Origin of the sequence: Streptococcus pluranimalium (assembly GCF_047785745.1) — a bacterium.
Classification (GTDB): Bacteria; Bacillota; Bacilli; order Lactobacillales; family Streptococcaceae; genus Streptococcus; species Streptococcus pluranimalium_B.
In genome coordinates this window covers 1-23,669 of the sequence record NZ_JBLOJT010000018.1, presented here as the reverse complement: position 1 = coordinate 23,669, position 23,669 = coordinate 1, and the positions used below count along the sequence as shown (strand labels likewise).

Sequence of the window (23,669 nt, the reverse complement as noted above, 5' to 3'; positions counted from 1 at the left end):
AAGGTTTTTAGCGGCATTATATCCAATATCAGCGACATCATTGAAAATCTTGGCGCTATGATTACGAATAGGCTGGCAAAGCGGCAATGGAAAACTGTCCATAATCACAATAGTATCTAGCGAGATTGCCCCACTCAAGGCTTGTCGAATGAGTTGAACCAACCAAATCAATTGTTTTGTTCGTCTATTAAAGTGGCTTCTTTCTAGTAAGTTATGACCAAAGAAAAGGTGACAAATCCTGTAAAAACGGCGTTGTGATGTTATCCCTAACTCAGCTTGGAGTAGCAATAAAACAAGCAGTGACTCATCTGAAATTTTGGCTAAACTGATATTACGACGATGCTTCAACGAATCGGGACAGTAATGGCGATAAAATTGAGAGCTGATTTGGGATAATTGTTTGATATTCCATTGTAAATGATGGGATTTAGCGGTATACTGTAAGTAGCTCATTGGGACTACCTCCTGTTTGTTTTATCACTTACAGTATAGTCCTTTTGGGCTTTTTATTGTTGTTGAAAATCAACTAGCACCACGAGTATATTATATTATTAATTCTAATAATTAACAATATACTTTTCACCTAAAATAGCTATCATTTTCAAGATAAACAAAGAAACCCTTTCGGATTTCTTGGTTCTACTATATATCATATCTCAGTCAGCTGCTTCTTCAACTGGACGAGATTTTCTAGCAATATCTGCTTGGATTGCTTCGATAAAGCTATCAACAGATACTGTCTCTGTTTCTTTCTTACCATAACAGCGGACGTTAACAGATTTGTCTTCCATCTCTTTATCCCCAACAATCAATTGGTAAGGAATTTTGCTGGTTTGACTTTGACGAATCTTGTACTGCATTTTCTCATTACGCTCGTCAACGTCTGCACGAATACCAAGGTCACGAAGTTTCTTAGCAACTTCCCAAGCATAGTCGACGTGAGCTTCATTTGAGATTGGAATAACGGTTACTTGATGTGGCGCAAGCCATGTTGGGAAAGCACCCTTATAAGTTTCAATCAAGATAGCAGTGAAGCGTTCCATTGTTGAGATGATACCGCGGTGGATCATGACTGGACGGTGTTCTTCACCATCAGCACCGATGTATGACAAGTTAAAGCGCTCTGGAAGAAGGAAGTCAAGTTGGATCGTTGACAAGGTTTCTTCATTACCAAGAGCTGTTTTGACTTGAATATCAAGTTTTGGACCGTAAAAAGCTGCTTCACCTTCTGCTTCAAAGTAATCCAATTCCATTTCATCAAGGGCTGCTTTAAGCATGCTTTGAGCATTTTCCCACATCTCATCATTATCATAGTATTTTTCCTTATCTTCAGGATCACGATATGACAAGCGGAAACGATAGTCAGTAAGGTTGAAGTCTCCATAAACATCAATGATCAATTGAAGTGCTTTTTGGAATTCTTCCTGAATTTGCTCAGGTGTTACGAAGATGTGACCATCATTCAAGGTCATCTCACGCACACGTTGAAGACCAGTAAGAGCACCTGACTTCTCATAACGATGCATCATCCCAAGCTCAGCGATACGTACTGGCAACTCACGGTATGAACGCACATGGTTTTTATAAACTTGGATATGATGAGGACAGTTCATTGGACGAAGGACGATTTCTTCACCGTCTCCCATATCCATGGTTGGGAACATATCTTCTTGGTAGTGTTCCCAGTGACCTGATGTTTTGTACAATTCAACTGAAGCAAGAGGGGGTGTGTAAACGTGTTGATAACCTGATGCCAACTCTTTATCAGTGATGTAACGTTCCAAAGTACGGCGGATTGTCGCACCATTTGGTAGCCAGAATGGGAATCCTTGTCCAACTTCTTGTGAGATCAGGAAAAGATCAAGTTCTTTACCAAGTTTACGGTGATCACGCTCTTTAGCTTCTTCACGCATTTTAAGGTAATTTTTAAGATCTTTTTTATCAAACCAAGCTGTTCCATAAACACGTTGCATCATGGCATTATCAGAATTCCCACGCCAGTAAGCACCCGCTACATTAAGCAGTTTAAAGACTTTGATATGACCTGTTGAAGGAATGTGTGGACCGCGACAAAGGTCAACAAACTCACCTTGACGGTAAATGGTCAAACCTGCAGCATCGTCAGCATGCTCGCTGATCAATTCCACTTTATAAGGGTCATCCTTGAAAAGTTCAAGCGCTTCTTCTTTTGAAATTTCTTCACGAATACATGGATAGTTTTCACGAACAATTTTTTGCATTTCTTCTTCGATACGAGGAAGGTCTTCGTTTGAAATTTGCCCTGCTTCATTGTCAGTATCGTAGTAGAAACCATCTTGAATGGCAGGACCAACACCTAAACGAAGATTAGGAAAGAGACGTTTAGCTGCTTGTGCAAACAAGTGAGCTGCTGAGTGACGGAGCACATCATAAGCATCTTCATGATCTGGAGTAACGATTTCCAGCGAACCATCTTCTGTAATTGGACGAACAGTATCCAACAACTGACCGTTAAATTTACCAGCTAAAGCTTTTTTAGCAAGAGATTTGCTGATTGATTCAGCAATATCAACTGTTGATACACCCGATTCAAATTCGCGGACAGCGCCATCTGGGAAAGTAATCTTAATCATAAGAATCTCCTTTTGTTTTTTAGTAAGCAAGACCTATCATCCTGCTAGCTTATTAGGCAATTGGTTAAGACATCACTCGTGATTATTATGTTTCTATTTTAAGAAGGAATCCAGCTTCTTAAAAACAAAATACGACGCCCTCAAAAAGGACGTCGTAACGTGGTTCCACCTTAGTTTATCCAGAGACGACAAAAAGCCCCTAGAACTCTAATGGCGATAAGGGAGCCACCCTTTTATGTTTGCATAAAATCATGAGAAGTAGTATCTCATCAGGCCATTTGTATCCTTGCACCAACCGGATACTCTCTCAAAAATGACGACTGACAGACGTGTCTTCTGTTATTTAGAATACCTGCATTTTACAGGTTTGTCAAGAGAAAGCTCAAAGTTATTTTTGATCAATCACGATCCCTAAGAGAAATACTACGAATACGATCTACGAGTAATTTTGGGGTTTTCATCACTTTAACGGAGGTTTGAGCTGTTGTTCTAACCAGTGTTGAAGGAACACCAAAAGTATTTCTCATTAACTTGATATGCGTGTATTTTTTCTTACCATCCAAGGCAAATGGACTGGTACTAACTTGATAATTCTTTGAAATAATAGCATCAATGTAAAGCTCATAGACCGATAAGGCAAAGCGTTCTGATGACATCTCATATAACTTATGAGAAAGGCAGTCTTCAGTCATCGCTGGCGTCTCAGTGATTGCCTTTAAAATTGCCTGACTGATATCTTCACCATCATCATAAAGATAGCCAAACATTGGATAATCAATCAAATCTTCTAAATAAGAGTTACTGTGTGCGATAATAGGCGTTCCACTAGCCAGACTCTCTGTATAAGTCAGTCCTTGTGTCTCACTAGTTGAAGCAGATACTAGAAAATCAGCCGCCTTGTAATAGTAAGCTGTTCTATCTTGAGCCACCATGCCAGTAAAAATCACATAGTCTTGAATATCTAAAGCAGCAACTAACTCTTTTAAAGCATCAAGATAAGGCCCATCACCAACAACAACACACTTAACTTTAGGATTTTCTGAAATGACTTCTGGAAGGGCACGTAGCAAAGCTTGAATATTTTTTTCATAAGAAATGCGTGACAAACTCAAGAGCATGGTTTCATCACTGCCAATTCCTAACTCTTGTCGTAGGGCTAAAATGTCAGATTCTTGGATTTCTGGGCGTTCATATTGTTGCAGATCAATCCCAGTCGGAATAATCCGCTTAGGAATTTTAACTTTGTAAGAATCTAGAACATTTAAAACAATAGGGCTTGGGCAAATAACGCCATCGCAATCCCTCAAGAAATGACGCACAAAATACTTGACCATCCCTGGCCGAATCAGACGACCCTTGGCAATATAGTGGACATAATCTTCGTAATGCGTATGGTAGGTATGCACAACTGGAATGCCCAATTCCTTACCAATCATCCAACCAAAGGTCCCAACACTGAATTCAGTTTGGGTGTGAATGATGTCAAGATGATGTTCCTTTGCAATCTTATAGGCAGATGACAAGCCTGAATACACGATACGACGTTCGCTAAAAGCCACAAAGGGTACACTTGGTAAACGGATGATGGTTGGGTCTTCATCAACACGGATATTTTTTTCCGTTGCTGTGAAAATAAAGACCTCGTGTCCTAATTTTTCCAACTCTGTTTTCAAAGTCTTGATGCTCGTAGCTACTCCTGAAATTTGCGGAAAATAGGTATCTGTAAATAGTCCAACTCTCATCTTAGAGCTCCAATACTTTTTGATAGACAGTAGCTAGCTGTTCGGCAACCAGCTTAATATCCTTACTAGCAGCAACTTGATAGCCAGCTTCAGTCTTGTCTTCTTTCCCGGTCATAACTTTTTCTAAAGCATAAGTAAAACCGACAACATTTTTAGCCAGATAGGCTGAGCGTTCGTCAATCCAGCCTTGGTAAACAGGAATATCTCGTAGGACTAGATTTTGTCGGCTAGCTAAAGCTTCCAAGACAACAATGCCTTCTGTTTCTTCACGACTTGGGAAAAAGAAGGCATCTGCTCCTGTCATCGCTCCCTCATAAATGTCTCCTTTAATGTACCCAGGGAAGATGACATTTTCTGGGTGTCCCCCTTCAACAATCTTTCTGATATGACTTGGAATCAGATAATGATTGATATGACCGAACCAAATAAAGGTAACATCAGGCATCAGTTTAGCAACTTTGACAAAATCATCAATTCCCTTACGTTCAAAGAAAAGACCTGCTGATATAACGACTTTATCACCTTTTTTGAGGTTGAAATGCGCCCTAAAAATCGCTTCCTTACTATCGCTTTGCTGATAACGAGAAAGGTCGATACCATTTGAAATTGCTACTATCGGTGTGGTAATGCCGTATGATTGAATCAGTCGCTTTGAATAGTCCGTTGGCGTTATCAAATAATCCGCCGCTTGATAGAAACGCATCAGATGTTTCTTAAAAAGAGGCGCAACCAGATTAGAGCCAATAAACGAATTCTCAAAATCCTCTTTGGTAGAGTGGGCGTGCATAATCACGCGCTTGCCTGCTTTTTGAGCTTGTTTAAGAAGTTTCCAACTTTTAATACCATAGGTATTGATATGAACAAGATCATAATCATCCTCTGGATTTGTCGTATAATCAATGCCAGCTAACTCTAATGCTTTCTGCTGGTGCTTTATGGCGCGACCAATCCCAGACTTATTGAGCTGGTCTGCTGCTTCTAAATACAGTAATACTTTCATAAGGCCTATTATAACGTATTCAGGAGACATTTTCATTAAGAAAACAAAAAATCAGTCCGAGGACTGACTTTCTTAATCTTTAGGAACCCAGGCTGAAACCGATCCAGCTTGGACGGGGAATCTCGCCCAGCCCTGATCATCTACGGTGATTTCTTCCTGACAATGTCCAAGAAAATCATGAAACATCCTACCAGCGTGTAGTGTCCCTAGCTCCATATCTTTCCAGCCACTATCACCATTTGATAAAACCACTGCAAGGGGCTCTGGATGTTCCTCATCCCCTTGATTGACCCAGCCGATACAGTTAGGATGATTAAAGTAATCGACTTGATTACCGTAAACATGATTTTGTCGTAAATAAGCCAGTTTATCAATAATATCTTTGAATGACGCTTGAGAAAACTCCCCCTCAATACCATAATAATCGCCATAGAAAAGACAAGGTTTTCCTTCCTGGCGCAGCATAATAAGGCTGTAAGCAAGTGGTTTAAACCAGTCTGCCACCGTAGACTCCAAGGACTGCCCTCTTTGAGAGTCATGATTGTCCACAAAGGTCACTGCAAAATCTGGGCGGTTCTGCATCAAGCTTCCTTCCAAAATCTGTGACAAATCAAACTCTTGGCCGTCCTGAGAAGCTTGGTAAAAGTTCATATGTAAAACAACATCAACCAGATCAAATTGCAGATCAACATCATCTAAATAGTCAAGCGTTTCATCGGTATCATCCTTCCAATACTCTCCAAAGACATACAAATCCTCTTTGAGATGGTCACGGATATAACGGATAAACTCTGCCATAAAATCAGAATCTATGTGTTTCACGGCATCTAGACGAAAACCACCTACTTGGCTAGTCTTTAAGAACCATTCGACCCATTTTTTGAGATTAGCAACTACTTCTGGGTGCCTAAAGTCAACATCATTAAACATGAGATAGTCATAATTGCCATTTTCACCATCTACAGACTCTTGATTAGCCCAGCCTTTGTTATCACCCATGACCATGAATAAGCCTGTTTCATTAGTTAAGGCATCATAATCCATACCAGTAAAATGATACCAATGCCATTCAAACTCATCGTATTGTTTTTGACGCCCGGGAAAGGTAAAGCGAGTCCATGCCTCAATATCATAGGGTTCAGAAATAGGCTCTTGACGGTTGATATCATTCATTTTTAGGACTTTAAACCGCTCTTTATCGTCACCATTCGCCTTATGGTTCAAGACCACATCAGCAATCGGCATAATGTTAGCATCATTAAGCGCTTTTATCGCACTTAGGTACTCATCTTTTGTGCCGTACTTTGTTGGAATCGTTCCTTTTTGATCAAACTCTCCTAAATCAAAAAGATCATAAACCCCGTAACCAACATCTTCTACACCTGTTCCTTTAAAAGCTGGTGGCAGCCAGACTTTATTCACACCAAGTTTTTTTAAAGTATCGATATCTTCTTTTAAGCGTTGCCAGTGCTTGGAATCGGCAGGTAAATACCATTCAAAATATTGCATGAGGGTTTCGTTCATACACACGACCTACTTCCTAATTTGTTAGACTATTTTACCATGATTTTTCAAAGGGTTCAAAAGGAATATCTGAAAGTCTCTGGATTCAGTCATCAAATCAAAAAAGAGTGAGACAGAAATCGATAACTCAAAAAGGTTCGATTCCCACTCACTCATTTATGTCAATGATCGGGCTGAAATAGACTCTCCCCAAACCGTTTCACTCCCACCTCTATACATTGGAATAGATCTGTAAACGTTTCTGAAATCAGCGACTTAGGGCTCAATCAGCCACTACGTCTTGCTTGACTGACTAGAATGTTGTAAAAAGACCGGAACTTTTGTCCCAGTCTCGTACTTCTATTATGACTTATCAGAATACTCGCCTAACCCTTGAATAAAAAAGATGATGCCGAGGCAAAGAAATGGCAGGACCAAATACCAAGGCTTAACGATAAAAGCCAAGACGAACGCAAACATCAAAAAGACCAAACCACATTGCCACTTGAACTTATCTTTTACTTACCACAAGACCACATTGTCTTCACGATTGAAAAAGTGGTCAATGAACTAGAGGAAGATGGTTTCGATGACTTCTACCATACCTTTGGTCGCCCATCTTATCATCCTAAAATGTTGTTATCTGCTCTCTTATTCGCTTATACTCAAGGTGTCTTCTCCGATCGCAAAATCGAAAAACTAATGGTAGAAAACCTAGCCATGCAATATCTGACAGGTCAACTAGTGATGAGTTATCGAACCATTAATCCGTTCCGTGTCGCCAAAGTCATGGAGGATTTAATCCGAGAGTTATTCATTGAGCTCACTCTTCGTCTCAAGATGGAAGACTTCATTTCTCTGGACTGTCTGTCTATTGATGGGACTAAGATTGAAGCTAACGCCAATAAATATCGTTTTTTTGGGAAGAAGGATGTTGATAAGTTTTCTGCCAAACTTCAAGAAAGCATCCGTCACACCTTTCAAGAAGACATTAGTCCACTCATTAAGGAAGCTATCTCCTTAGATGATGAAGAAGGGATCATATCTGAACAGTTAGCTGACTTTGTCACTCTCTTGGAAAATGAATTAGAAGAGATAAATCAGACTATTGAAAAGCAACCTGTCAAAGGTAAGGATAAGAGAAAAACCAAACGCCGCAAGCTCAAGAAAGTTCTCCGAAAAGGAAGAGATGATTTTTTAGTTCGCTCTGAAAAGTATGAACACTACCACGAAATCTTTGATGGTCGCAACCGTTTTTCCAAGACAGACACGGACGCTACCTTTATGCGGATGAAAGAAAGAAACAGTCTGGGGTGCAGTGCCGGGAAGAGACTGTTTATTCACGAGCCTGAAAATGAAAAAGCGAGTCCCTATGAGAAACGGGCAACTCAAAGCAGAGGCTACAATCTTCAAATCGCTACCGAAAATCAGTTTGCTCTTCATTATGATTTCTTTCCAAATCCAACCGATACCAAAACACTCCTTCCACTATTAGATAGTTACCCACATGATCTTAAAATGGTTGTCGCAGATGCAGGTTATGGTAGTGAAGAAAACCTAACCCTACTAGACCAACTTGGCGTTAACCACCTGATTAAATATAGTATGTTTGATAAGGAGCAGACAAGAAAGCAGAAACAATCTCCAAAGAATCTAAATAACTGGCTTTATGATGACATCAACGATACCTACATCCATCCTGATGGTTGGGATTATCATTTTGACTATGTCAAAAACAACAGAACAACTACTGGATTTGAACAGGAAATTAGGGGTTACAAGGCGGATTATCCTGAGCTAGCCCCTCAGAAAGGGCTCTATGGCAACCAGAAATACCAAGAATTAAAGCGAAAAGAGAGTCAAGCGCTTTTATCTGAAGAAGGCAGTCGTATCTTCGCACAACGTAAAGTTGATGTGGAGCCTGTCTTTGGACAGATAAAGGCTTGTTTGGGGTACAAACGTTGTCAACTAAGGGCAAACGTCAAGTAAAAATTGACATGGGATTGGCTCTGATGGCCAATAACCTACTGAAATACAATACCAGAAGGATAAGACATTAAAATCAGAGACTCACATCAAACGTGAATCTCTGATTTTTTTATGACTGATAGACTTTTGTCTCAGACTCTTCAATTTCCTCAAATGCTCTAGTTTCGATAAATCGAATCTGTAAAGTCATTGGTCAAGCGGAGATAGGCATTGTAGATTTTTGCCTTCAATTCTTTGACACGTGAATCACGCGCATAGTTGTTATTATTTCGTTGAGACTTGGTGTCCTCATAGGATGTCAAGAAACGTCTCAAATCTTCTTTCAAGGCCATGTCCATGAGATCTCTGATCTTCTCTGGTGAATTCAGCACAACCTCCTCATTATTAAAGGTAATGCTGATTTCTTTAAGGTCATCCATTTTGGCTGCACGTCTTTCAAACATCGCCTTCTTGAATGCTTTCCAATCTTGATATTCATCCTTAAAGATTGTTTTAAAGACAAAGTCATCTGTAACACGAGCCACCTCATGATTCCGTGGCCAAGTTTCTGTTCCGACATCGCCTCTGGCTCTAGCTTGATTGGCCAATTGGTCTGAAACATACGGTAAAAAGCCGTCTTCATATCCTTTTTCAGCCAACAATTCAAAGGCCATTCGGCGGAACATGAGGTCTCCCGGAGCTCCATTTGGATTGTGGAGTGCAGAATATATTGGTGAGAAGAGTGGAATGTCATAGTACCCATTTCGGTTGTAATCCCTACTATCTGCATCATGCAAGCTAAACTGACGATGACTAACTAGATCATTATCCACCAAATCATTGATACTATTCAAGTTTAGGTTGAGAAATTCTTCCTCGGTTAAACGACGAATGGTGTTTCCAGCATGGGTAGGAATACCCAAGACAGCATCCGTGACATAGGTATTTTCAATCTTGTTGAAGAAACGGCGTTGTTCATCTTTAGACAATTTCAGGATAGCTTCTGCTTCAAGCTGATCCAATGTGTAAAGAACATCAAACTTTCCTTTGAAATACTCTTTTAAGTCAGAAGAATCTTGGAAACGATCCGGTGACAAGGCTTGGTAACGAGTATCAGCCGTCTCAGCGCTTGTACCTCTGTAATCAAAGATAGTATTGATGCCAAAGTTCTCTGTGTTTGGATGGTAAGGTGCTTGCAAGAGACCTTGAGCATAGAGCTCTGCTCGTTGTCCAAAACGACGGCCATAGCCACCCAAGTAAATGCTGCCATCTGAATTGTGGACCATTTCATGAGTATAAATAGAGGCATCATCCAGTAGTTTCGAAACGATAAAGCGAGTCAGACTACCCGTTGCATAGGCTCCTGAACCATTGCCTTTAAAATGGGAACCATGACTACCTTCTAATGGACCAAAGAAATCTCTGATAGCATCATTAGCATCAGCGCCAAGCATCGGCAACCATTTATTTTGATTTTGCCCCTTACGATTTAGGTAATAACCATCCCAGTTAGGTACGGTCTTAACATTGCGGTCTTTAACAGTCTCTAGCGACATGCGGTACCAGAAATCAAAATGATCACGGAGTCGAATATTCATGGCATCCACTTTGGCTTCAACCTTTTCAACTTCTTGTGCATAACGTTCTGGATCAGTTGTCTTGAGATTCATGTCAAAGTAACGATCATACATACCGAAATTGATGGTTGACATATTTGAAATATAGTAGATCCCCTCACGAACAGTCAACAGTGGCAAGATGTACTTACGCGCTTCTGCATCATTGAGCAATTTATGATAGGCTCTGACTTCGGCATCCGGATTGGCAATAGAGGGTGCTTCGACAATATAGGCTTCTGATGCCTCCTTAAACCAGGTATTTTCATCCATATTGGTAAAGAGGGTGCGGTAGAAGCTGAGGTAGTCAAAGAAACTATCTCGACCAGTATGGCCCTTGGTTGTAGATGCGTAGGTGTCCAAATGGTTGATCATTCTCACGCTGTCATAAGTCTTACCGATACTGATCAGCCATTCCAACGTATTGGTCGATTGTCCAAAGATATCTTGATGATACATAATGAGCTCTTTGGCATTTACAGCACCAAAGTCGATATCATACCAACGATTGACATAAGCAAGTCCCATTATGAGCGCTTCCTTATTATCCAGGGCATATTGCGCTAGATGCGTACGATCTGTTGCCATAACGTCCGATGTCGCAAAGACAGATTGAAGGACATGGGTCAAATCATTTTTTATTTGATCATAGGATTCTTTGAGGTAAAGTTTATCCATATCAGTGGTATTTCCAGACTTGCCAAGCGCTGCAAGGATTGATGGATCATAATAATCCAAGCTATCCAACTCAGGGAAAATCTGATCCACCAATCGCGTATAGTGGTTCAAGACTTGTTCTGGTGTATACAAAATCCCCAACTCATCAATCCTATACTCTAGAATCCCAGTATCTTTAAAGGTATCGAGATAAGTAACAGCAAGCTCTGTTTTGCTACCATCCGCAAAATAAAGCAGGATTTTAGTGATTTTTTCTCTGTCTGCTGCATAATTTGAGACAAAATCTTGGTCAGACATTGGTGTCACTGACAGAAGTGTCTTGGTCGCTAGCTCGTGACCTGCTGGTAGTAGATTGCCTTGATTGACGATAGATTCTTTATTGTAAAACGGTTGCAGCTTCTCAAGGTTTTCATAGATCACTTGATGACTCGCTTGGTAACCTGCTACCTGACCATATTGAACATCGTATGCATTCAAGTCACGACGATCAGTATCTCTAGCAGTTACTGTAATAGCCATAGCATCTATAACATCTGGAGCGTCTTGCTCTGAAATAGTTGGGACATCTTCAGTAGTATTGGATGACGTGCCTTCTACTTGAACAACAGTTCCATCTAAAGCCATAGGTGATCCCGCTCGTCCGATAAGGGCCTGTCCATTGGTTACATCGACACTGCTAATAACATTGCGAATCCGTGTCGGTTGGGTTGTAGAACCGACCACACCGCCGATATTAGCTGTCGCCTTACCTTTGTTGATAATGTGACCTGTAGCGCTAACATTTCGAATGCTGCCTTCTGGTAGGCTCGCATTGACTTCAGCTGCACCAGACACGGCTCCAATATGGAATTGTCCTGGGTTTTCATTGGCATTGACCGTAATAACAGCATCAACTTTTCCTTTATTGATCGTACTGCTGTCTCTGAGATAAGCGACTAAACCACCTGAAATATTCGTGCTAGAGCTGGTTGTGGTGTCAATATTTCCTTCAAAGGAAATATTCTCAAATGTAGTATTACGGGCTTGATAAATCACACCACCGACTAATCGGTTTCCTGTTATATTGCCTTCAACAGCAACATTAGTGATATGGCTCTGACCGCTAATGCCTTCTGTGTATCTTGCCAAAGCTCCAATTTGAATAGCGTTTGGCTGAACAATCGCTACCTCTTTCAAATCAAGATCCCGAATGGTAAAGGCACCTTTTAAGGTATGGAATAAAGGAAGTTTCAAGCCTGTAATGCTATGATTGGCTCCATTTAAACTTCCTGAGAAATTACCCGGGATATAGCTAGTAGCACCATCTGCCAATTGGAAATCACTGGCATCCAGATGATCTGCCAATTCAAACGTCCCTGTCGGATCTTCCGTGATAGCTTTGATCAAGTCGTCAAAACGGGTGTATTTACCATTTGCTGATGGAATGAACTTCGGAATGTAGAAACGATAATCTGCCTGGTTGTCCGTATCCCCACCAATATATTCAATTAGCTGAGGAGCTGTGGCACGCATCTGGTAAACTGTTTGATCACCGACTTGGGTTTGTGTCGAGTCGATGACGGACAAGTAAATCGCCCTTCTCTTGTCATCTAATACCTTGACATAATAAGAAGAAAGGTCTGTCGGATTGTTTTCGAGTCTAGCTACTTTTTGATAGCTACCATTCGCTAACTTTTGGTAAAGCTCAACACGATCAACATGCTTGATTTCAACTTTCTTGTACTCCAACTCAAAAGGAACTTCTTCCAAGGCTTCCGTTTGAGGACCTGCTCCAATGTCATAAGTAAGGGTCGTTCTTAAGGTATATGGAGTATACCAACCTAGGCCCGTCACATCAAAGTCATCAAAATGAATCAGCTCCTGCGTTTTGACAACCTGTCCCTTATCGTCGACAATTTCAATCTTGGCAGATAGATAAGCATCCGTTGGATCTGTCAAGTCGTAGTTTAGTGTGACTTTCTTATCGTCATCATGTTCAATTAGCCGTTCGAAGGTCAATACAGGTTTTGACTTTTGTACGATGACATCAATGGTAACATCTACTTCATCAGTAGAATTATCAGTGTAACTAATTCGAATACGACCTGGGATATCGCTACCAACAGCACTAGTCACAGGTTCCGTCACCCACGAATAGTCAGCAACATTGGTTAGCAATTCCGTTTGAAGGCTGAGTTCTGGAATAGGCCGTTCCCCAACTGATACCACTTGTTTGTTTGGTAAAACAAGGGGCGATTGTTTATCCGCTTCTGTTTCTTCCTTAGTCCCTCGCACAATAATTTGAGCAACTGCTGGACGAAGGGTTTCTACTGTCTCTACAGGTTGACCGTCTTTGTCACCTTTGATAGTGTCATAAGTTAACGTAACAAGTTCTAAGCCATCCTGACCATCCTGTTTGGTATAACTAGTACCAATTAGGGCATTAGGATCATCTTCGTAGCGAACATCAAAGGCAATTGGACGTTCAAAGCTCTCTGACACACTACCTCTAATGGGTTTCGTTCCTACTTTAATAATCGTAGGTTGAGCCTCAAGGATTACGGTTTCAGTTACGACAGGGTTCGGTTGACGAACACCATCAATGGTTTGATAGGTTCTTGTTACTAACCTCTCTCCATCACTACCTTCAATGGTTTGAGTTTCATCTTCCCAGAGACTATCAGCAATCTCCTCAATGACTGGAGATGAGATGATTTCGATAGTTTCTTCAATGTCACTAGTCCCTCGCACAATAATTTGAGGAACTGCTGGGCGAAGGGTTTCTACTGTCTCTAAAGGTTGACCGTCTTTGTCACCTTTGATAGTGTCATAAGTTAACGTAACAAGTTCTAAGCCATCCTGACCATCCTGTTTGGTATAACTAGTACCAATTAGGGCATTAGGATCATCTTCGTAGCGAACATCAAAGGCAATTGGACGTTCAAAGCTCTCTGACACACTACCTCTAATGGGTTTCGTTCCTACTTTAATAATCGTAGGTTGAGCCTCAAGGATTACGGTTTCAGTTACGACAGGGTTCGGTTGACGAACACCATCAATGGTTTGATAGGTTCTTGTTACTAACCTCTCTCCATCACTACCTTCAATGGTTTGAGTTTCATCTTCCCAGAGACTATCAGCAATCTCCTCAATGACTGGAGATGAGATGATTTCGATAGTTTCTTCAATGTCACTAGTCCCTCGCACAATAATTTGAGGAACTGCTGGGCGAAGGGTTTCTACTGTCTCTAAAGGTTGACCGTCTTTGTCACCTTTGATAGTGTCATAAGTTAACGTAACAAGTTCTAAGCCATCCTGACCATCCTGTTTGGTATAACTAGTACCAATTAGGGCATTAGGATCATCTTCGTAGCGAACATCAAAGGCAATTGGACGTTCAAAGCTCTCTGACACACTACCTCTAATGGGTTTCGTTCCTACTTTAATAATCGTAGGTTGAGCCTCAAGGATTACGGTTTCAGTTACGACAGGGTTCGGTTGACGAACACCATCAATGGTTTGATAGGTTCTTGTTACTAACCTCTCTCCATCACTACCTTCAATGGTTTGAGTTTCATCTTCCCAGAGACTATCAGCAATCTCCTCAATGACTGGAGATGAGATGATTTCGATAGTTTCTTCAATGTCACTAGTCCCTCGCACAATAATTTGAGGAACTGCTGGGCGAAGGGTTTCTACTGTCTCTAAAGGTTGACCGTCTTTGTCACCTTTGATAGTGTCATAAGTTAACGTAACAAGTTCTAAGCCATCCTGACCATCCTGTTTGGTATAACTAGTACCAATTAGGGCATTAGGATCATCTTCGTAGCGAACATCAAAGGCAATTGGACGTTCAAAGCTCTCTGACACACTACCTCTAATGGGTTTCGTTCCTACTTTAATAATCGTAGGTTGAGCCTCAAGGATTACGGTTTCAGTTACGACAGGGTTCGGTTGACGAACACCATCAATGGTTTGATAGGTTCTTGTTACTAACCTCTCTCCATCACTACCTTCAATGGTTTGAGTTTCATCTTCCCAGAGACTATCAGCAATCTCCTCAATGACTGGAGATGAGATGATTTCGATAGTTTCTTCAATGTCACTAGTCCCTCGCACAATAATTTGAGGAACTGCTGGGCGAAGGGTTTCTACTGTCTCTAAAGGTTGACCGTCTTTGTCACCTTTGATAGTGTCATAAGTTAACGTAACAAGTTCTAAGCCATCCTGACCATCCTGTTTGGTATAACTAGTACCAATTAGGGCATTAGGATCATCTTCGTAGCGAACATCAAAGGCAATTGGACGTTCAAAGCTCTCTGACACACTACCTCTAATGGGTTTCGTTCCTACTTTAATAATCGTAGGTTGAGCCTCAAGGATTACGGTTTCAGTTACGACAGGGTTCGGTTGACGAACACCATCAATGGTTTGATAGGTTCTTGTTACTAACGTCTCTCCATCACTACCTTCAATGGTTTGAGTTTCATCTTCCCAAAGATTATCATCAATCTCCTCAATGACTGGAGATGAGATGATTTCGATAGTTTCTTCAATGTCACTAGAGATAATAGGATCTGTGACCGTTGGTAATTCTGCAGTTTCTGATACTGAAGATGTACTCGTACTAATCGCATCGCTGACAGATTGGCTTGTTTCAGGAGACTGACTAATACTAATTTCAGAAGTCACATTCTCTTCTGATGGCAGAGGAATGGCAGTTGCTGACTCACTTGGAGACACTGATATTTCTGTAGAAATAGTTGACTCAACAGGGACTACAATTGGAACCTCAACTTCTGAGGTTACTTCCGATGTCACTATAGATTCGCTCAAAACTTCTGAGGTTGCCAAGGAATCACTATCACTGGCTACGATACTTGTACTGGTTACCATAGTAGTGCTTGATACTACGCTGGTTACAATACTTGTACTCATTGAAACCATTTCACTCACTACAGTACTGGTACTGATACTGGTTTCTGGTTGTGCTGCCTTAGTGCCACGGCGGATAATCTGAGCTATCGGTGCAACCGTCACTTCTTCAGACACCAATTGTCCATTATGATAAGTGAGACGTTTAAGCCCGTTTTGACCAGCTTGAACGATATTTTCCTGCCCCACTACTATAGTCGCATCATCTTGATAAATTGTCTCATATGGTACTTCAATATGGTTTGTCGTTACAAGAGGTGACGTTTCAGAGATTACCACAGCTTCTGATGGTGAGAGTTCGCTAGTTGAAACTTCTGAAGCACTTACAATTTCTGAATACGGAGTCTCATTTGTTGAGACCTCTGAATTACTTAGAACTTCTGATTGAGCTATCTCACTGGTTGATGCTTCTGAAAGACTTGTAACTTCTGAATGAGATACCTCACTTAATAAAGCCTCTGAGATACTCTTAGGAAGAGTCGTATCAACATCACCCAAAGAATTAGCTTGATTGACAGGAACAATTGGCTGAGAAAAATCATTGAAAGCTTGTTCACTAGCTGCATCCAAAATATAGCCTACAAACTCATATTGATCAATTTCTATTTTTGTTTCAGGAATGGTTGTTCCAACAGACAAGGTAAAAGATTTGTCATGATGTGATAATAGACCTGAAGAAATAGCAGAAACACTAATAGCACTGGTTGCCCCAAGAATAACTATCGTTGATAACATTGCTTTTTGACGCTTGTGTCGCAGAAAAACAAGCACCAATAAGCTTACTCCTGCAGATGCGAGTAATAAGTCGGCACCTTTGTTTCCCGTACTAGGGAGAGTGTCACTTTTTGGTCGATAAACCATGAAATAGGTATCATAATCTCCCACTTGATAATTAGGCAATTCTTCTTGAATTCTCAACTTTTCATCCTCAGTCAAATCAGACTCAAGAACATATTTATATTGGATAGTTTTGGTCCCCAACTGTTGATTTTGAATCAGTTCGTCATTGGCAGAGACTGTTTTAGCTGGCAAAACACTTCCAAGTAAAGCCACACCAACTATGGCAGAGGCTACACCCACTGAAAATTTTCGAATCGAAAATGTTAATCTTTTTTCATTAAAAAACATGACGACAGTCACTCCTCTGTTTATTAAATTATTAAAAAACGCTATTTTGTGTATTAAATACTCGAGCTTATTATAGCATGCTTTTGTCTATTGCTTCAATTAATTAACGTTGTCTGAAAAATAAAAAAGACAACTTTTATCTTACGTGTTGTCTTTTCAAACTTTAGAATTATGAATGCACAGTATTATCTATTTCGTTGAATCGCGTTTTGTTACGCCATGATTAAGAATGATTTCTTTTTCTTCCAATTCTTCTTTGTTCATGATTTTAGTTAACATCCGCATGGCAACGGCACCCAAATCGTAAATTGGTTGATTGATTGAAGATAAGTTAGGACGTGTGTATTTGACAATTTCAGAATCATTACTTGTCATAATTTCAAAGTCTTCTGGCACACGTTTACCAGCCGCAAAGAGTCCATTCAAGAGTCCCACAGCTAGTTCATCTTCTCCAACATAAGCAGCTGTTGCACCTGAATTAATCACACGTTCTGCCAATTCGTAACCATCTTCATAACGGTATTTAGCCTCAAAAACAAGCCCTTCAGTGTAATCAATGCCATTAGCATTAAGGGCATCCTTATAGCCTGCTAGACGAACTTTACCATTGATGTCATCAAGAAGCGGTCCTGAGACAAAGGCGATTTTTTGGTGATTTTTAGCTAGGTCAGATACCACTCCTTCAACAGCCTTTTCATAATCAATATTAACACTTGGTAATTGATGTTCTAAGTCAATGGTACCTGCAAGAACTACTGGTGTCCTTGAACGTGAGAACTCAGCACGAATTTTATCCGTTAGGCGATGTCCCATAAAGATAATGCCATCAACCTGCTTGGCAAAAAGCGTGTTAACAACATTGACTTCCTTATCGTCGTTCTCATCACTTGACGCCAGTACAATGTTATATTTGTACATTTCAGCGATATCATCAATCCCTTTGGCTAAGAGGGCAAAATAAGCATTTGAAATATTTGGGATAACAACCCCAACTGTTGTTGTCTTTTTGCTAGCAAGACCACGGGCTACGGCATTTGGACGGTAGTCTAAACGGTCAATAACCTCTAGTACTTTCTGCCGAGTGTTTTCTTTAACATTTTTGTTTCCATTGACAACTCGACTAACTGTTGCCATCGATACACCAGCTTCTCTGGCAACATCGTAAATCGTAATAGTATCATCTGTATTCATAAATCGTTTCCTTTCATTTGATTTTTATTATTTGAAAATCACGCTTTCATCAAATATACTATCATGATTTGGAAACACTTTCAAGTCTAACGATATTTTTTCGTTAATTTATTTGAGAATCTGGAGAAAAAAACTGTAAAAGCTTGATTTTTAAGGTATTTTCTGAAAAAATAAGAGTCAGAAAGAAGGGATGATATGACAAAAATTGATTTGCTTTTAGAAAATTTACTCAAACAAGATGTGGCAGCTGCGGTTATTTCTGATCCTGTAACCATCAACTACCTAACAGGTTTCGCTAGCGACCCTCATGAACGTTACATGTTTCTCTTTTTGCTAGCTGATAAGCAACCAATTCTTTTCCTACCAGAACTAGATGCTGTACGCGCTGAAAATACACTCAACTTCCCAGTTATCGGCTACCAAGATTCCGAAAATCCATGGGAAAAAATAAGAGCTATCTTGCCACAAACTGATTTTGCTAAAGTTGCAGTAGAATTTGACAATCTTAATGTTACTAAGTTTAAAGGACTAGAAACTATCTTCACTGGAGCCTTTGTTAACTTAACTCCTTTGGTACAAAACATGCGCCTGATCAAATCTCAAGATGAAATCGACAAGATGTTGGTGGCTGGTGAATGGGCTGACAAGGCTGTACAAATAGGATTTGATAACATTTCACTCGATAGCACCGAAACCGATATCATCGCACAGATTGAATTTGAACTCAAAAAACAAGGCATTTCCAAGATGAGCTTTGACACTATGGTTCTCACTGGCAATAACGCTGCTAACCCTCATGGTATTCCTGGAACCAATCATATTGAAAACAATGCGCTCCTTCTCTTTGATTTAGGTGTTGAAACTGGTGGTTATACCAGTGATATGACGCGTACCGTTGCTGTTGGTCAACCAGATCAGTTCAAAAAAGATATTTACGAGCTTTGTTTGGAGGCACAATTAGCCGCACAAGACTTTATCAAACCTGGTGTTACAGCAGCCGAAGTTGATGCTGCTGCTCGAATGGTAATTGAAAAAGCTGGCTACGGTGACTACTTCAACCATCGTCTTGGACACGGAATCGGTATGGATGTCCATGAATTCCCGTCTATCATGGCTGGTAATGATATGGAAATCCAAGAAGGCATGTGTTTCTCTGTTGAACCTGGCATCTATATTCCTGGTAGAGTCGGTGTCCGTATCGAAGACTGTGGCTACGTGACTAAAAATGGTTTTGAGACTTTCACTAAAACACCAAAAGAATTACTTTACTTTGAAGGATAGATACCAATAATTAAATATTAAAAACAGCTGACCTAGATCAGCTGTTTTTAATATTCTCTAACTTGAGGTGCTTGATAGTCCTTGATAAAATTGGCGATTGCATCAATATCATCTGTAAAAAGGACTTTATCCCTATCTTCTTGACTGAGAAAGTCTTCTTGGACCATGTGGGCAATTTGTGCTTTCAAATGGTTAAAATAGCCGTCAATATTATATAGAACACAAGGTTTATCATTTTGTCCAATCCGTGACCAGGAAATAACTTCTGAAATCTCTTCTAGGGTTCCTGGACCGCCAGGAAGGGCAATAAAAGCTTGACCCAAATGCATCATTTTAGCTTTGCGGCTGGGCATATCGTCTACCACAATCAGTTGACTTAAACCAGTATGAGCAATTTCACGCTCTTTTAGAAAGGTAGGCATGACACCTATTGTCTCACAGCCAGCAGCGATCAGGCTATCTGCCATAATCCCCATCAAACCAACCTTACCTCCGCCAAAGACGAGACTGTGATTATTGGCTACCATCCAAGCCGCCAAATGTTTCGTTTTCTCAGCATAGACAGGATTTTTTCCTGAACTAGCACCACAAAAAATCGTCAATTTCATAGCATTCTCCTAACTTAAAGTAAATATTTTTCAGCTAAATGTCGATCAGACTCCCGAATGATAATATCAATGGTATTGGCTAAATAAAGCACCGATGAGCCGGATACCACTTCGTTTTTACCATTAACCACTTGGTTGGTAATCAAAATCTGTTGCGGGAATTCTAGCTCTCTGACCTGCTTGCCAGCAATTTTATCTGAGACTGGCCACTGCAGTAACATGAGTTTTTCAGAGACTTGGACTTCCTTATCCACAAACATTTTGTCCAGCATGGCTTCATATACTGGAGCTCCTTTGAGTAAATCCATGACGGTATAAGAAATCAAGGTTACGAAGGCGAGCGGCATAAGTTGTGACAAGTTTCCCACCATTTCACAGACTAAGACAATAGCGGTTAGAGGAGCTTTTGATACGGCGCCGAAGTATGCACTCATCTCCGCGATAACAAAAAGGCTAAACATATGTCCATCTATCACGTTAAGTTGAATAGCCAAGGCACCAAAGGCCGCACCTGATAAGGCTCCTAAGGATAGTATTGGCAAGAAAATACCACCAGGAACACCGCTACCATAAGAAATCATACAATAGACAAAGCGGATAATAAGCCAGCTCAGCAAGACCCAAAAACCGAGATTGAGTTCTGAGAGAGTCACGATAACGTCATGGCCACCGCCTGATAGTATGGGGAGAAAGTAGATCAAGGGTATAACACTAATCAGCGCAAGGATGCTAAAGTAGGCTGGTTTGAGATGAAAAAATTTTCCAAGTATCTGAAAGTAATCACCAGCAACCAATACCACTTTTTCATAGACAAAAGCCAATAAGCCAAAAATTAACCCCATTATCAGATAAAGCCAATAAACGTTCAGAGGGAGCGGCGCTAAATTGGAGGGAAACTCTAGAACAGATCCCATACCAAAAAAGTGTTTTGAAACAAGGTCAGCCGTTAAACTAGCTGTTAGTGTTGTAATCCAGACCGTTCTGGAAAAATGGTGATAGACTTCTTCAACGACAAAAAGAAGACCTGCTATCGGCGCCCCAAAAGCTGCTGCAATATCTGCTGCCGAACCGCTGGCAATCAAGGTTTTCTCACCAAAAGAAGTCAACCTAAACTTACTTGCGACCCCTTTACCAACCATAGCACCCAGTTGAATGCTAGGACCTTCACGCCCTAAGAGCATCCCACTGGAAATGGTTAAAAGACCTGTCACGAATTTTTTCCAGAGCACGCTCCACCAGTTTAGATGTATAAGTCCTTTCAATTCCGCTTCAATTTGAGGAATACCAGATCCCTTAATTTGCGGTTCTGACAGTAATAATTTCCCCACAAATAGAGATATTAGAATATACAAGCCCAAAATAAGGATGAGATAAATAGAATGCTCATGCGCCAATTCATATAAGTGCAAAAATTTTTCATAAAGTACCTGAATCAATAACCTGAAACTACTGACCACAATTCCTGCAATCAAGCCAACGATAATGCCTCTAAAAAATGAGAAACAAAATTGATTCTGATAAATACGCTCTTGCCTTTTGATGTTGGTCCATAATTCCTCCTGTCAAACTTATCCTAAATATCTCTATCTTATCACGTTTCAAGATAGACTTTCAAGGGTCAATCATAGTCACCATAAGCAGAAAATGGTATCATATCTCCAAAGAAAAGGAGACATTATGGATAATCAAAACATTCGTCAACAATTACAAGATGCTTATCAAAAACGTGTTGCCATGCGTGTCTATCAAGATAAAAAATTCCTCAAGAAGACTTGGAGACTATCTTAGACGCTGCTTGGTTGAGCCCATCATCTATCGGATTAGAGGGATGGCGTTTTATCATTTTGGAAAATACAGCCGTCAAAGAGGCCATCAAAGCTGTTTCTTGGGGCGCTAAATCGCAGTTAGAAACAGCCAGCCATTTTATTCTTTTAATCGCTGAGAAAAACGCCCGTTACGATAGTCAATCGGTCTACAATAGTTTAGTTCGCCGTGGTATTTCTGATCCAGAAGCCTTAGATGCTCGCTTGAAACAATACCAAATCTTCCAAGAATCTGACATGGAAATCGCAGACGATGAGCGTCGTCTCTGGGATTGGACTGCCAAACAAACTTACATTGCCTTAGGTAACATGATGACTTCTGCTGCTTTACTGGGAATTGACTCTTGCCCAATTGAAGGCTTCCCTTATGTTAAAGTCAATGCTATTTTGGCTCAACATGGTGTTATTGACATCGAAAAAGAAGGGATTGCCAGTATGCTGTCACTAGGCTATCGTCTAGAAGATCCGAAACACCCTCGTAAACGTAAAGATCGTCAGGATGTTATTTCAATCTTTAACTAAGGTGGCTAATAAATAAGTACTATCATTAGCAAAAGACTAGACTTTTTGATAAAATGTTAGGTGAACTAAGAAATGCTTGGCATTTTCAAAAAGGAGACTATTATGAAACCATTACATACGTGTGTTCGCGTTAAAGATTTAGACGCTTCATTAAAATTCTACGCTGATGCTTTGTCATTGACTGAAGACCGCCGCTTAGACTTCCCTGAGCAAGAATTTACGATTGTTTATCTTCGTGCCGAAGGTTATGAGTACGAACTTGAATTGACTTATAACTACGGCCACGGTGCCTATGAAATTGGTGACGGTTATGGTCACATCGCACTTGGCGTTGAAGATATCGAAGGCCTTCATAAAGCTCATGAAGAAGCTGGTTATACCATTACTGATATCAAAGGATTGCCAGATCAAAAACCAATGTTCTACTTCCTTACAGATCCAGATGGCTACAAAATTGAAATCATCAGCCTTCCAGTCTTTGAAGGACGTGATTAATAAGATCAAAAACACTTCTCGATTGAGAAGTGTTTAGATTAACGAAAAGGTCCTTAGAATTATCTGTCTATGGACTTTTTTGTGTTTTAAGACTATAATAAAGTCAAAATAGATTACGAGAGTTGCCTCGTTTCACAAGGAAAAACCAAATATAATCAACAACAACTTGGCTTCTGCAGACTAGATCAACTTTTTTCTGTGGATTATTTTCTTTAACAAGTGAATATTTTCGTTAATTTTACCCTCAACTACGATTTAGTTGAGAAGCCGTAATCATCCGATAATAGCCGTCTAATCTTGTTCCTGTCATGATCAGTAAACTTCCGATGCTTCAAAAGATAATATAAGAAAAAAAGACAAACCTCAAAAAGAAGGGCTCTATAAGACTGTAGTGGGTAAATCCACTACGGATGTTATAGGGCTTTTTGATTGTATGCAAAAGGTCCCACATGACTTAGAACCTGTATTCATAAAAAATGTTAAACTAAAGATATGACACGAAAAGCATATGATACTGATTTAACTGATCAAGAATGGGCTCAACTTGAACCCTATTTCTCCAAACACCGCACCTATAAATGGTCTAAA

General features: G+C 40.3%; 10 protein-coding genes and 3 pseudogenes. 4 read left to right on the top strand and 9 right to left on the bottom strand.

Annotated features, from left to right (window positions below; translation table 11 throughout):
- From ACMZ6U_RS03910 to ACMZ6U_RS03890, 5 genes and pseudogenes are all read right to left on the bottom strand, one after another.
- Positions 1 to 453: pseudogene (locus ACMZ6U_RS03910) on the bottom strand (IS982 family transposase); the annotation flags it as partial.
- 203 nt (positions 454 to 656) lie between these two features.
- The gene (thrS, locus tag ACMZ6U_RS03905; protein WP_416106417.1) at positions 657 to 2,612 is read right to left on the bottom strand and encodes a threonine--tRNA ligase; all 1,956 of its coding nucleotides are present in this window, start codon (positions 2,610 to 2,612) and stop codon (positions 657 to 659) included.
- A gap of 398 nt (positions 2,613 to 3,010) precedes the next feature.
- On the bottom strand, positions 3,011 to 4,354 hold the full coding sequence (locus tag ACMZ6U_RS03900) for a glycosyltransferase family 4 protein (protein ID WP_416106415.1): 1,344 nt from the start codon (positions 4,352 to 4,354) through the stop codon (positions 3,011 to 3,013).
- Between the two features lies 1 nt (position 4,355).
- Positions 4,356 to 5,354, bottom strand: a complete 999-nt coding sequence (locus tag ACMZ6U_RS03895) for a glycosyltransferase (protein ID WP_416106413.1) — start codon at positions 5,352 to 5,354, stop codon at positions 4,356 to 4,358.
- Between the two features lie 72 nt (positions 5,355 to 5,426).
- On the bottom strand, positions 5,427 to 6,878 hold the full coding sequence (locus ACMZ6U_RS03890) for an alpha-amylase (RefSeq protein ID WP_416106411.1): 1,452 nt from the start codon (positions 6,876 to 6,878) through the stop codon (positions 5,427 to 5,429).
- 492 nt (positions 6,879 to 7,370) lie between these two features.
- On the opposite strand from ACMZ6U_RS03890, the pseudogene ACMZ6U_RS03885 reads away from it, so the two are divergent.
- A pseudogene (locus ACMZ6U_RS03885) lies at positions 7,371 to 8,917 on the top strand (IS1182 family transposase).
- 87 nt (positions 8,918 to 9,004) lie between these two features.
- Here ACMZ6U_RS03885 and ACMZ6U_RS03880 read toward each other — a convergent pair.
- On the bottom strand, positions 9,005 to 17,161 hold the full coding sequence (locus ACMZ6U_RS03880; protein WP_416106409.1) for a ZmpA/ZmpB/ZmpC family metallo-endopeptidase: 8,157 nt from the start codon (positions 17,159 to 17,161) through the stop codon (positions 9,005 to 9,007).
- A 189-nt stretch (positions 17,162 to 17,350) separates the two neighbouring features.
- Positions 17,351 to 18,352 (bottom strand): catabolite control protein A, encoded by a 1,002-nt coding sequence (gene ccpA, locus ACMZ6U_RS03875; RefSeq protein WP_416106407.1) that lies wholly within the window; start codon positions 18,350 to 18,352, stop codon positions 17,351 to 17,353.
- Positions 18,353 to 18,547: 195 nt separating this feature from the next.
- On the opposite strand from ccpA, the gene ACMZ6U_RS03870 reads away from it, so the two are divergent.
- Positions 18,548 to 19,633 carry a M24 family metallopeptidase gene (locus tag ACMZ6U_RS03870; RefSeq protein WP_416106405.1) on the top strand — a complete coding sequence of 362 codons (1,086 nt, stop codon included), beginning with the start codon at positions 18,548 to 18,550 and terminating at the stop codon, positions 19,631 to 19,633.
- A gap of 47 nt (positions 19,634 to 19,680) precedes the next feature.
- On the opposite strand, the gene ACMZ6U_RS03865 is transcribed toward ACMZ6U_RS03870, so the two are convergent.
- Positions 19,681 to 20,241, bottom strand: a complete 561-nt coding sequence (locus ACMZ6U_RS03865; RefSeq protein WP_416106403.1) for a TIGR00730 family Rossman fold protein — start codon at positions 20,239 to 20,241, stop codon at positions 19,681 to 19,683.
- 14 nt (positions 20,242 to 20,255) lie between these two features.
- Positions 20,256 to 21,782 (bottom strand): ClC family H(+)/Cl(-) exchange transporter, encoded by a 1,527-nt coding sequence (locus ACMZ6U_RS03860; protein ID WP_416106419.1) that lies wholly within the window; start codon positions 21,780 to 21,782, stop codon positions 20,256 to 20,258.
- A 136-nt stretch (positions 21,783 to 21,918) separates the two neighbouring features.
- Between ACMZ6U_RS03860 and ACMZ6U_RS03855 the strand changes: the two are divergent.
- Together ACMZ6U_RS03855 and ACMZ6U_RS03850 are read left to right on the top strand one after the other, a co-directional pair.
- Positions 21,919 to 22,586 (top strand): annotated as a pseudogene (locus ACMZ6U_RS03855) (NAD(P)H-dependent oxidoreductase).
- A 102-nt stretch (positions 22,587 to 22,688) separates the two neighbouring features.
- A complete protein-coding gene (locus tag ACMZ6U_RS03850) occupies positions 22,689 to 23,081 on the top strand; it encodes a VOC family protein (protein ID WP_218654131.1) in 393 nt (130 codons plus the stop codon).
- The last annotated feature ends 588 nt before the right edge of the window (positions 23,082 to 23,669 follow it).

Bases quoted from the DNA above. Each gene is read 5' to 3' on its own strand.
- ACMZ6U_RS03900 (WP_416106415.1), bottom strand. From the start codon at position 4,354: ATGAGAGTTGGACTATTTACAGATACCTATTTTCCGCAAATTTCAGGA.
- ACMZ6U_RS03895 (WP_416106413.1), bottom strand. From the start codon at position 5,354: ATGAAAGTATTACTGTATTTAGAAGCAGCAGACCAGCTCAATAAGTCT.
- ACMZ6U_RS03870 (WP_416106405.1), top strand. From the start codon at position 18,548: ATGACAAAAATTGATTTGCTTTTAGAAAATTTACTCAAACAAGATGTG.
- ACMZ6U_RS03890 (WP_416106411.1), bottom strand. From the start codon at position 6,878: ATGAACGAAACCCTCATGCAATATTTTGAATGGTATTTACCTGCCGAT.
- ccpA (WP_416106407.1), bottom strand. From the start codon at position 18,352: ATGAATACAGATGATACTATTACGATTTACGATGTTGCCAGAGAAGCT.
- ACMZ6U_RS03850 (WP_218654131.1), top strand. From the start codon at position 22,689: ATGAAACCATTACATACGTGTGTTCGCGTTAAAGATTTAGACGCTTCA.
- ACMZ6U_RS03880 (WP_416106409.1), bottom strand. From the start codon at position 17,161: ATGTTTTTTAATGAAAAAAGATTAACATTTTCGATTCGAAAATTTTCA.
- thrS (WP_416106417.1), bottom strand. From the start codon at position 2,612: ATGATTAAGATTACTTTCCCAGATGGCGCTGTCCGCGAATTTGAATCG.
- ACMZ6U_RS03865 (WP_416106403.1), bottom strand. From the start codon at position 20,241: ATGAAATTGACGATTTTTTGTGGTGCTAGTTCAGGAAAAAATCCTGTC.